At 57.8% G+C, this 11,883-nt stretch carries 9 protein-coding genes; 3 read left to right on the forward strand and 6 right to left on the reverse strand.

All coding sequences use genetic code 11. From position 1 onward, the window contains the following. The first annotated feature begins 115 nt into the window (after window positions 1-115). The gene (locus B9G99_RS01610) at window positions 116-2,683 is read left to right on the forward strand and encodes an ExeM/NucH family extracellular endonuclease (protein ID WP_086620456.1); all 2,568 of its coding nucleotides are present in this window, start codon (window positions 116-118) and stop codon (window positions 2,681-2,683) included. 231 nt (window positions 2,684-2,914) lie between these two features. Here B9G99_RS01610 and B9G99_RS01615 read toward each other — a convergent pair whose 3' ends face one another. The 5 genes from B9G99_RS01615 to B9G99_RS01630 all read right to left on the reverse strand — a co-directional run bounded on the left by B9G99_RS01615 (window position 2,915) and on the right by B9G99_RS01630 (window position 7,415). Next, window positions 2,915-4,399, reverse strand: coding sequence for an alkaline phosphatase (locus B9G99_RS01615; RefSeq protein WP_086620457.1), 1,485 nt, complete (start codon window positions 4,397-4,399; stop codon window positions 2,915-2,917). A 443-nt stretch (window positions 4,400-4,842) separates the two neighbouring features. Next, window positions 4,843-6,063 carry a glycosyltransferase family protein gene (locus B9G99_RS01620; RefSeq protein ID WP_086620458.1) on the reverse strand — a complete coding sequence of 407 codons (1,221 nt, stop codon included), beginning with the start codon at window positions 6,061-6,063 and terminating at the stop codon, window positions 4,843-4,845. A 21-nt stretch (window positions 6,064-6,084) separates the two neighbouring features. Next, the gene (locus B9G99_RS16890; RefSeq protein WP_227875876.1) at window positions 6,085-6,303 is read right to left on the reverse strand and encodes a hypothetical protein; all 219 of its coding nucleotides are present in this window, start codon (window positions 6,301-6,303) and stop codon (window positions 6,085-6,087) included. Beyond that, entirely contained in the window at window positions 6,264-6,899 is a 636-nt protein-coding gene (locus B9G99_RS01625) for an HAD-IIB family hydrolase (RefSeq protein ID WP_227875877.1), read from the reverse strand. The genes B9G99_RS16890 and B9G99_RS01625 overlap by 40 nt, the downstream gene beginning before the upstream one ends. A gap of 261 nt (window positions 6,900-7,160) precedes the next feature. Continuing rightward, window positions 7,161-7,415 carry a hypothetical protein gene (locus B9G99_RS01630; RefSeq protein ID WP_086620459.1) on the reverse strand — a complete coding sequence of 85 codons (255 nt, stop codon included), beginning with the start codon at window positions 7,413-7,415 and terminating at the stop codon, window positions 7,161-7,163. A 517-nt stretch (window positions 7,416-7,932) separates the two neighbouring features. On the opposite strand from B9G99_RS01630, the gene B9G99_RS01635 reads away from it, so the two are divergent. Then, window positions 7,933-8,163, forward strand: a complete 231-nt coding sequence (locus B9G99_RS01635; RefSeq protein WP_086620460.1) for a hypothetical protein — start codon at window positions 7,933-7,935, stop codon at window positions 8,161-8,163. A 391-nt stretch (window positions 8,164-8,554) separates the two neighbouring features. Next, window positions 8,555-10,219, forward strand: a complete 1,665-nt coding sequence (gene mqo, locus B9G99_RS01640) for a malate dehydrogenase (quinone) (RefSeq protein ID WP_335617635.1) — start codon at window positions 8,555-8,557, stop codon at window positions 10,217-10,219. 88 nt (window positions 10,220-10,307) lie between these two features. On the opposite strand, the gene B9G99_RS01645 is transcribed toward mqo, so the two are convergent. Beyond that, window positions 10,308-11,783 carry a mannose-1-phosphate guanylyltransferase/mannose-6-phosphate isomerase gene (locus B9G99_RS01645; protein WP_086620462.1) on the reverse strand — a complete coding sequence of 492 codons (1,476 nt, stop codon included), beginning with the start codon at window positions 11,781-11,783 and terminating at the stop codon, window positions 10,308-10,310. Between the last annotated feature and the right edge of the window lie 100 nt (window positions 11,784-11,883).

Consider the following 11,883-nt stretch of genomic DNA (forward strand, 5'->3'; position numbering starts at 1 on the left):
TGCAACGCCGGCTTCAATGACCTGCAACAACCCGCGCTCACAATGGAAAATGCCCGGTACTGTCGGTGACCGTGTCGGGCCATGATCATTGATAACTTCCTGCAAGGATGCCCGCATGTCACTGTTTTCCCGGATCACCGCCCCCTGGAGCCTTCATGGCGCATCAAACGACGATCACGGCGTCACCGCTGACTGGTTTGAGCCATGGCGCATGCCCCTGGCGTCACTGCGTGAGCGATTTGAGAATCTTCGCGAGCGACTCCATGACAGACTGTTTCCCGATGCCCCCGATCAGCCGGCGCCCCCGCCGGACGACCCGACAACGCCGGGATCATTGCTGATCACCGAATACGTCGAAGGCAGCGGCTATAACAAGGCCATCGAGCTGACCAACCGTGGCGGCAGCGACCTGTCGCTGGAAGGCTTTACGCTGTCACTCCATGCCAACGGCAGCACCGATGCCAATGCAACGCTGGAGCTGGGTCAGTACGGCGTGCTCGCCGCCGACCAGACACTGGTACTGGCCAGCCCACAGGCCGACCAGACCCTGCTGGATCGAAGCAGCGCCACCAGCAGCGTTATCAATCACAACGGTAACGACGCCCTCGTATTGACCAACGCCGAGGGCGACACGCAGGACATTGTCGGCACCCTTGGCGATGAGGCGTATTTTGCCCGCGATGTCACCCTGCGCCGGGACGACGTCGTCACTGCAGGAAGCGACCGTTTCGACGCCGACCAGTGGCAGGCGTATCCGCAGGACACCTTCGACGGGCTGGGCAGTGACGGTGCCGGCAGCGGCGATGCTCCCGATAACGAGGCGCCGGGCGATGACCTGCCCAACGACGGCACGCCGGACAACGGTATTCCTGACAACCACGGAGACAATATGGATCTACCGCCCGTAGAGCTGATTTCCACCCTCCAGGGCAGCACCATGAGCAGCGAGCGCGTTGGCGATGAGGTCAGCGTCGAGGCGATCGTGACGCTGGATGCCCGCAATGGCCTGGAGGGGTTTTTCCTGCAGGAAGAGGATGCCGACCAGGATGGCGATGACGCCACTTCCGAGGGCATCTTTGTCTACCTGCCTGATGACAGCAACGTCGCTGACTTCACCGCAGGAGATCGGGTGCGCCTGACCGGTACGGTTGAGGAATACCAGGGCAAGACCGAGCTGACCGACATCAGCGCCCTGAAAGTGACCGCTCGGGATCAGCCGCTGCCCTCCCTCACCGAACTGGACCTGCCCATCGCGGACAAGTCATCACTGGCGGCGTTTGAAAGCATGCGGGTCAGCTTTCAGGGCGAGGATGGCGCGCCGTTGACCGTGACCGACACTTATGAGCTGGGACGCTATGGCACGGTCACGCTCTCAAGTGGTGGGCGGCTTTCACAATACACCGAAATCAATGCTCCGGACCAGGCCGGTTACCAGCAGTGGCTGGATCAGATCGAAAGCCGCTCGATCCTGCTGGATGACGCCAGCAACGCCCAGAATCCGGAAGAGATCCTGTTTGGTCGCGGCGGCGAGCCGCTCTCGGCCGACAACACCCTGCGCGGCGGCGACACGCTGGAAAACGCCAGCGGCGTGCTTGATTTTGCCCACCAGCAGTGGCGCCTTCAAAGCGATCAGGGGCTCGATTTCCAGCCGGCCAACCCACGCCCTGGCCAGCCCGATGCCCAGGCGTTGGGAGACGCACCGCTCAAGGTAGCCTCCTTCAACGTGTTGAATTACTTCGAAACGCTGGATCAATCCGGCAATCAGATCACCACCCCTGAAGGCACCGAGCATGGACCGCGGGGCGCCAATAGTGAACAGGAGCTGATCCGCCAGCAGGACAAGCTGGTCAGCGCCATCATTGACAGCGATGCCGATATCGCCGGCCTCATGGAAGTGGCCAACGATGGCTATGGCGCAGAAAGCTCGATTGCCGGACTGGTCGAGGCACTCAACGCCCGAGACGAGTCACAGTGGAACTACATTACACCCCGCGATGATAGCGGCAGTGTGATTTCCCCCGGCAGCGATGCCATCGCCGTTGGCCTGATCTACAAAAGCGAGAGCGTGACTCCGGCAGGAGAAGCCGCCATCAACACCAGCGGCGCCTTTGCCACCGGCAATCGCGCGCCCATGCTGCAAGCCTTTCAGGACAAGGCCAGCGGCGAGACCTTCTCGGTCGCCGTCAACCATTTCAAGTCCAAGGGCAGTGTCATCAACGGTGAGGAGGCGATCGGCGATGGTCAGGGCAATAACAACCCGACCCGGGTCGAGGCCGCCGAGCAACTGGCCGCCTGGCTGGGCACCGACCCGACCGACAGCGGCGACAGCGATGTTCTGATCATCGGCGATCTCAACAGTTACGCCATGGAAGACCCCATCACCACCCTGCAAAACGAAGGCTATACGCTTCTGGATGATGACTATTCCTACAGTTATGACGGCCAGTGGGGGTCGCTGGATCACGCCTTGGCCAGCGCGTCGATGAATGAACAGATTACCGGCACCACCACCTGGCATATCAACGCCGATGAGCCAACGGTGCTGGACTACAATACCGAATATAAAGGTCCCGAGCAGATTGAAGCGCTCTATAACGATGCCCCCTTCCGCGCCTCGGATCATGACCTGATCATCATCGGCATTGATCCGGGCAATGCGTCACAGACCACTGCCGGCTTCTAGGCTCCCCATCAGCATGACGTTATCCAAAGGGCGCCTTCGTGGCGCCCTTGTAATGTCAAAACCTGTCATGACAGGGCTTGCCAGACGAAACGGTACAAAAAAAGGGGCGCCATGATGGCGCCCCTCGTGTCGTCAGGCATTGTTATTGTGATCTGCCTTGATCGTGACAGTGAATTGTTCCGGCATTGACCGTTTTAACTCACGACCGACGACGTGATGATGTCAGGGCCCTCAGGCCACGGCCATTTCGTTGCCCTGCATGAGGGTATCAATACCCATGACCTCGGCACCGGGCAGGTCAGAGAACTCAAGCCCCATGGCAGCGGCCAGCCCCTGACCGACCTCGGTATTGTCCAGCAGCCCTTCAAAAATATCCGAGCCCGGGCCAGAGGCGTAGAGCGGTACGTTTTCGGCCGTGTGACCACCGGAGCTGAAGCTGATGCCGCCATACTCATTGAGTGTCTGCGTCAGGGCTTCAAGACCTGCGTCAGCATCTTCTGCCGTGAGGACCGTGTTCAGCTCATCCCTTGAGAGGAACACCTCACCGCCGGTCATCTCCGCGACCGTGTCCTGCATGATCCAGGCGGCGCCATCATCACCCGGCTTCAGGTCGGCCGCTTCGATGCGATCGCCGGCCTCGTCATACATCTGCTCGTAGGTGGCCGTGAAGTTCTGATAAATCGAGGCATTATTGTCCAGGGTGGACTGCGCCGACATGCCCCCGGTTTCATGATCGGGCGCGATCACCAGCAGCGTGTCCGGATTGTCCTCGGAGAACTGCTGTGCAATTTTTACCGCGTCTTCAAAGGCCAGCGCATCGTTCATGGCCCAGCCGGCGTCGTTGGCATGGCCGGCCCAGTCGATCTGGCTGCCCTCGACCATCATGAAAAAGCCGTTATCGTTTTGGGACAGCGTGTCCAGGGCGGTCTGGGTCATCTGAGCCAGTGACGGCTGATCCTCACCGCTCTCGCCATAGCTGGTGTCCATGGCGTCATCGGCAAACAGCCCCAGCAGACGATCGCCCTGAGCCCCTGCCAGATCAGTGGCATTATCCACGACGGTATATCCCTGGGATTCGGCCTGCGCCAGCAGATCACTGGCGGCCATACCGCCCTGCTTTTCCTCGGTGAAATACTGAAGGCCGCCGCCAAGCATCACATCAAGCTGGTCGTTGTCGATGAACTGCTGCGCGATGGTGGTGGCGTCGTTGCGATCTTCCACGTTGGCACCAAAGACTGCGGGCGTGGCGTGGGTCACCGACGAGGTCGAGACCACACCGGTCGACTTGCCGGCCGCCTCGGCCAGATCCACGAGCGACTCAAGATCCTGGCCGTCCGGCGACTGGGAGATCATGCCGTTATCGGTTTTCTGACCGGTGGCGAAGGCCGTTCCCGCCGCCGCGGAGTCGGTGATCAGTGAGTTCGCCGAATGGGTCTTGATCGCACCGGTCAGCATCTCCTCGGCTTCCCAGGCCGGTAGCTCCTCGCCGCCCTTGAAGGTGCGAAAGGCCGTGGAGTAGTCGGTACCAAATCCGTCCGGCACCATGAGAATCACATTCTGCGCCAGACCATCATTGGCGGGCATTTCAGGCTCGGGCATGTCGGGCGATTGACCGGGCCGATCATTCATCACGTCGCGAAAGGCGCTGCCAAGCTGATTCAGCGCCTTGCCATAGCCTTCCAGAATGGAGGCGGTCGCCTCCAGAAACGCCGGCACCAGCGCCGGTTCGGCCCCCAGGGCATATCATTGCCGGACCAAAGATCCGAAATCGGAGAGAGAGACTGAAAGGGAGAGAACATGGCGGATGACGCACCGTTCATGGTCATCGCACTGCTGCCATACAGGGAACCGGTGCTGCCAAACATGGCGTTGCTGTAGCCGAACATCGTCAATCTCCTGAGTCGTTATGGACCCGTTATCGGGCCATGCGCGCTGTGATGAGAGTGACCTTCTTTCTTCGCAGGTATCTACGAAATTCAAGGCCCGGGCGCTGAGTCACCCGCCCGGGTATGCTCGCCTGCAACTCATGACGATTTGCCTGCATCGACATGACGACAGCGTTTTAAAATGAATCTTTTGGCAACGAAAAGTAACCTTGGATTTCACCCTTTCAGCTCAAGCCAGCCATGACTCCAGAGCCTGAAAGATTAGCCCCATTGCTACACCTCGCCTCGGTTGTCGGCTTCCACCGCCTCATACATGCGCTCGAGCATATCAGGGAAGGCCGACTGCACGCGGCTCCAGCTGGGAATGAAGGGCTTGTCGCGGGGACTTTCAAGAAAGGCCACCCCGGCTTCCATGATGCTCTGGGCGAAAAGCTCCACGGCCTGCTCCTCGCTGTGACGATCGACCTTGAGACCGTTCATCATCGCATCGTGGTAGTAGTTTTCGATGATATCGAGCGCGGTACGGTAGTAGGTGGCCTTGAGCGTTCGAAAATGGGCCTCGTTCATGGTCACGCCAAGCGTTGCCAGCTTGCGATAGAGCGCCTTGGCGATATCGGTGCTCATGCGATAGAGCCCGGTCGAGGCGTCTTCCGGTGACAGCGGCTGATGCTTGTGATCGTAATTGTCGGCAATATCGACCTGACACAGCCGCTTGGTCGAATAGTTGCGATGCACCTCGGAGAGCACGCCGATCTCGAGCCCCCAGTCGCTGGGAATGCGGATGTCGTTCAACACATCGGCGCGCATGGCAAATTCACCCGACAGTGGATAGCGATAGCTGTCGAGATAGTTCAGGTAATCCAGCGGCCCGTGAATGCGCTTTAACGCCCTCAACAGCGGCGTCACCATCAGTCGCCCAACGCGGCCATTGAGCTTGCCATCCGCGATGCGGGCGTAATAGCCCTTGCAGAACTCGTAGTTGAAATGGGGATTGGCCACCGGATAGAGCAGACGCGCCAGCATCGAGCGATCGTAGGTGGTGATATCACAGTCATGTAGTGCAATCGCTTCGGTACGGCTGGAGGCAATGGCGTACCCCGAGCAGAACCAGACGTTGCGCCCCTTGCCCGGCGCCTGCGGCGAAAGCGCCTCGACCGCCAGTTCGTCATCCAGTGCCCTCAGACGCGGGCCATCGTTCCATAGAATACGATGACGCTGAGGCAGGCGGGAAAAGAACTCGCGGGCATGAAGAAACTGATCCCGATCGGCGCGATCCAGCCCGATGATGATTTCGCTCAGGTATTCGACCTTTGAGAGATGATCAATGATGCGCGTGAGTGCCGGACCTTCAAGTTCTGAATAAAGCGACGGCAGAATCAGCCCCATCGGACGGCGTTTTGAAAATCCCAACAAATCACTTTCCAGGGCCTCCAATGGGCGCCGCGTGAGGTTGTGAAAGTTGGTAATGATGCCGTTTTGATAAAAATCGCTCATGGCGTCTTTCCCCTGTCGCTGTCAGCCCAGCCAGTGATCAAGACCTTCCGACCATCCTTTTGGGCCCTTTTGAGTTGTTGTATAGAGTTGGACAGTCTCGGCGATACGAATCGGGGTGTCATGCTCACCGCGAATCAGCACCGCCTGATCGACGCTTTCAAGCATCGGTACATCGTTGGGGCCATCTCCCAGCCCCACGGTCAGGGGACGCTGCCCCTTGAGAAGATGATAGCGGTCCACCAGCCATGCAATGGCACGCCCCTTGCCGCTGTTATCCCCAGAACATGATAAAAGCGGCCTCCCCGGGTCAGGCTCAGACCGGCACCAATCAGCATCAGCCGAAAGCGCTCGAGCGCTTCTATCGTGTCTTCCCAGACCAGAGGTTCCGAGGCTTCTCGCAGATGGGCAAGCTCGGCATCGTGAGTATCAAGCCCGGTATGCTCGGCCACTTCCTCGATGCTGAAGTCACCAAAGCCTCTGAAACGGAAGCCTTCGGTGGCCCTGATGGCCTCAAGGACTTCACGAATCCGGCGGTAGGACTCGCCCAGTACGACATCGGCCCAGCCTCGTTCATCGGGCGTTTCATCCAGACACCAGGAAACCGGCAGATGAATCGAGGCACCATTTTCGGTAATAAAGGGCGCATCAAGCTCAAGGCGCTGATGCAGCACCATGACTTCTGCCGCCGTCTTGCTGGTATTGATGATCAGCGGTACCGACCTTTTCCTGAGACGCTCAAGCCAGGGCCTGGCCGGCGCGTAATCATAGGTGGCATGATCCAGCAAGGAACCATCCAGATCCGTAAACACCAGCAGCGGTTGTTGTGTTGATGTCATGGCGTCCGCTCTATAAGAAAAGGCCGTTATTGGCAAAGAGCATCAGAATAGCCTCTTTATACCCGGACACACCATATCGTGCGCTGACACCTATCGATACGTTAACGGCCATGGAAAAGTACTGCCAGAACCAGATGTCGGCCTGCCCCATGCACATAACGCAAAGGGCCCACCGCAGTGCGGTGGGCCCTTTGCAGCCACTGATGTCATGACAGTGGTAATGCCATCAGTGCCTTTTGAATGCTTTTCAAGCGCTATCTATCAGGAGCACTGCTGCGGGTCAGGATTGAAGATGCTGCCACCGTTGCCGTTGCCGCCACCGTTACCGCCGTCGTTGCCGCCACCCATGTGATAGCCGGCGTCACCACCGCCATGGCTGCCGCCGTGGCTGCTGCCATCCTGATGATAGCCCGCGTGACCGCCGTGGCTGCCACCGTCGTGACGGTTGCCATTCCACCAGGCAACGGAACCGCCAAGAAACAAAATAATAAGAAGTGCAATGGTTGCCTGACTCATTTCCTTTCTCCACCGTCTGATGCGGTAAATGTGAACGAGGAGAAATATGGCGAAACAAGAGGTAACAATATGTGCAGATTTGCGGCCTAATCGTCAAAATAAGCCAGCAGTATCAAGGGACTTATCAGATTACTTAACCAGTCTGTGCTCAAAAAAAATCGAATATTTCATACCTTACGCGACACCAGAGCATTAGGTTTATGCTGGCAATCCAATACCAACGAATGGCTTTTCCTCAAAAGGAATGAGAACAAAAAAGGAAACAGAATTAACCATTCTGGCAAGCGACTGATAAAAATAAGGTTTTAAAAAGACCAGTTCGACACGCCATCACATCCATCGAGGCGTGGTACCTCATTTTTCGATCTGCACCTCGCACCATTGCGCGCAGTGTCAAAAAAAACCGTCATGCACTTTTCGGCATCGTGATTTTTCACCAAACCGTCATCCTCTTGACGCCCTGACGTCATGATTGACGGTCACCATCACTGCCAACCCTTTATGCAGGAGAATGCTCATGGCTTCCTTGTTGATGGCAGTGGCGGTAATCGCGTGGTGTGGTATCAGCCTGTGGCTTGCAAGCCGTTTTGGTCGTGCCGCTCAAGCAAAAACAGGCCCGGCAGGCGATGAGCATGCCCTGATCGTCATCGGTGCGGCCTGCCCCCGTACCAGAGATGACAGTGCCAATGACGATGACTACGACGCCAGCACGCTTCGAGGTGTCAAGCAAAAGTGGAGCGCTACCTGAAAGCTGAACCGCTCCTTGCCTTCGGGCCTGAACACTATCAACCTTTATAAAAAGGGCATCCAACGCTCTATCCTCCAGTCCTCCTTTCAATCCGCCCGGTGCGGATTTTTTCTGTTTGAATCGTCGTTTCTATCCTGCCTCCGCTCGGGTTTTGACGGCTGACCATCTCTTTATTTTTTGAATTAAATAAAATTGGCCCGCATTTTTTATAACTTCATAAACGCCTTTATAAGAACGACTGCGTTAAAGTGCCGCACTTATTCTTTAACGTTTCTTAATTCTTGCCTGTTCTTTTGTGACAGGCTGCCTCAATCCAGCCTTGAACAGAGGCCTGGATGGGCAAGTCGAGACATTTCCAATCATGAAAAAACATTTAACAGCGGCGCTGTGCATGAACCTGTGCATGGCCTCAGGCTACGCGCTGGCTTCCGAGAAGAGTGCCTCGACCGGTAATGACGACACCGTGGATGTGGTCATGGTCGGTGGTGGCATCATGAGCGCCGTGCTGGGAACCTATCTGGAAGAGCTCCAGCCCGATTGGACGGTCAATCTGTATGAGCGCCAGGACAATGTGGCCGAAGAAAGCTCCAATGGCTGGAACAATGCCGGCACCGGGCACTCTGCCTTTTGCGAGATGAATTACACCCCGCAGCTTGAAGATGGCAGCGTGGACGTTTCGCGGCCGCCCAAAATTACCGAAGCCTTTGAGATTACTCGTCAGTTTCTGTCCTATCAGATTCTCAATGGCGTCATGCATGACCCCTCCTCCTTTATCAATAACACCCCTCATGTCAGCTTTGTATGGGGTGACGACAACGTTGACTTCCTGCGCAAGCGCTATGAAGGCATGAAGCAGAACGCCTTCTATGATGCCATGGAATACACCGAAGACCCGGACACCCTGCGCCAGTGGGTACCGGCCATGATGGCCGGACGCGACAGCGCCCAGCACGTCGCCGCCACCTACATGAATGCCGGTACGGATGCCAACTGGGGCGAGGTAACGCGTCAGCTGATCGACTCACTGGATCAGCATCATGAGAACTTCCACCTGTCGCTTGAAAGCGAAGTTCGCGGTCTGGATCGCAACGATGACGGCACCTGGAAGGTCACCATCGCCGATCTCGCCAACGGCGGTCGTGAACATAGCGTCAATGCGCGCCGCGTCTTCATTGGTGCAGGTGGTGCAGCCCTGCCGCTGCTGCAGGAATCAGGCATTCCTGAAGCCGAGCAGTACGCCGGCTTCCCGGTAGGCGGCCAGTTTCTGGTAACCAGCAACCCCGAAGTGGTCGCACGCCATGACGTCAAGGCCTATGGACTGGCGGCAGAAGGCTCCCCCCCGATGTCGGTACCGCACCTGGACCGTCGTATGCTGGATGGCCAGCCGCGTCTGCTGTTCGGCCCCTTTGCCACGTTCTCGACCAAATTCCTGAAGGAAGGCTCGTGGACGGACCTGTTTGGCTCACTGACGATGCACAACACCCTGCCCATGATGCAGGTCGGAATGGATAACTTTAATCTGGTGCAGTATCTGGTCGGCCAGGTCATTCAATCCGAAGATGATCGTTTTGAAGCCCTCAAGGCCTACTTCCCCGAAGCCAAGCGCGATGACTGGGAACTGATCACCGCCGGCCAGCGCGTTCAGATCATCAAGGACAAGGACGACCAGGGCGGCGTACTGCAGTTTGGTACCGAAGTCGTGGCCTCAGAAGACGGCACCATGTCGGCACTGCTGGGCGCATCTCCGGGAGCTTCCACATCGCCGACCATCATGCTGGGCCTGATGGAGAAGATCTTCCCGCAGGAGCTGGCCTCCGAGGCATGGAAAGCGAAGCTCAATCGCATCATTCCGTCCTACGGACAGTCGCTCAACGGCAATCCCGAGATGATCAATGCCGTGCGCGCCTACACCAGTAGCGTTCTCGAGCTTGAGGATACCCAGCCCAGAGGCGACAACGCCCAGCGCGTTGAAACGTTCCGTCAGCGGGCGCTGAGTCAGGAAGCCGGGCAGGCGCAGGATCATTCGGAAGAGAGCGATTCGACAGACCACGTCTGATCGCTTTAGAGCCCACAAAAACGGCACCCCATGGGGTGCCGTTTTTCGTTTGAATCCAGCAGGTTTACGCAAACCCGGGCCATACCGGCTACTCAACGCGATTATAGACATCTTCAAAGCGCACGATGTCGTCTTCATCGAGATAGCGACCGGTCTGCACCTCGATCAGCTTGAGAGGCACCTTGCCGGGATTTTCGAGACGATGCACCGTCCCCAGCGGCAGATAGATGGACTCATCTTCAATCACCAGCATCGAGCGCAATGAGGCCATGTCCGGATCATCACGATCGGCCCGGGTCACTTTTGCAGTGCCCTGCACCACGACCCAGTGTTCGGCACGGTGATGATGCATCTGAAGCGACAGGGCCGCCCCCGGCGTCACCATGATCTCCTTGACCTGAAAGCCGGGCTCTCGAACCATGGTGCGATACCAGCCCCAGGGCCGGTGAACCCGACAGTGTGCCCGGCTTTCCGTACGTCCTTCATTCTCAAGCCGGGCCACCACGTGCTTGAGATCCTGCATGCGACTGCGATCGGCCAGCAGGATGGCGTCCTCGGTTTCGATGGCCACGATGTTGGCAAGCCCCAGGGTGGCTACCAGCCGCGAATGACTCATGACCAGGCTGTCTGTGGTGTTGTGCAGCAGCACATCGCCGGTTGAAACATTGCCCTGGGCGTCACGTTCCTCGGCACGTGCCTCAAAGACCGCATCCCAGGCGCCGATATCGCTCCAGGGGCTCGCCAGCGGCAATACCACCGCCTGATCGGTGTGCTCCATCACGGCGTAGTCGATTGAAATATCCGGACTTTGCTCGAAGGCCGAATGATCGACCCGGGTAAAGTCCAGATCGCGGGTACACCCTTGCCAGGCGCGTGTTACGGCGTCCAGGACCTCCGGTGCGTATTGCTCAAGCGCTGAAAGATACGTTTGTGCGCGGAACATGAACATGCCGCTGTTCCAGTAATATCCCCCTGTCGAGAGATAGTCCTGCGCCGTGTGGCTGTCCGGCTTTTCAATAAAGGCATCGACGGCAAAGCCCTCATCCACCGGCGTCCCGGCCCGAATATAGCCGTAGCCGGTATGAGGCGAGGTCGGCGTAATGCCAAAGGTCACCAGCCGCCCCTGTGCCGCCATGATGCGCCCTTGCTCAAGTGCCTGATGAAAGGTTTGAACCTCCCCGATGACATGATCGGCCGGCATCACCAGAAGCAGCGCATCCTCATGAGCGTTCAATGCCTGAAACGCCGCCAGTGCGATGGCTGGCGCCGTATTGCGGCCCAGGGGCTCAAGCAAGATACCGCCATGACTCATATCGAGCTGTCGCAACTGCTCGGCCACCAGAAAGCGATGTACTTCGTTGCAGACCACAATGGGCGCACTGACTTCCGCCATCCCTTCAAGACGCTGGAGGGTCTGCTGCAGGAGAGAGTGCTCGGCATCCATCAGGGGCAGAAACTGCTTGGGATAATCGCGACGGGAAACCGGCCAGAGCCGGGTGCCCGACCCACCGGAGAGTACGACAGGAATCAGTGGATAAGTGGCATTGGAAGAAGTAGTTGTCATGAAGAACCCGACTTGAGAGAGCCTGATAACAGCATAGATGACAACAGGCTCTCTCACGCCACATGGTTACTGCTGAATGTATTTTCGGGCAAAGGGGTTA

Origin of the sequence: Kushneria konosiri (assembly GCF_002155145.1) — a bacterium.
Taxonomy (GTDB): Bacteria; Pseudomonadota; Gammaproteobacteria; order Pseudomonadales; family Halomonadaceae; genus Kushneria; species Kushneria konosiri.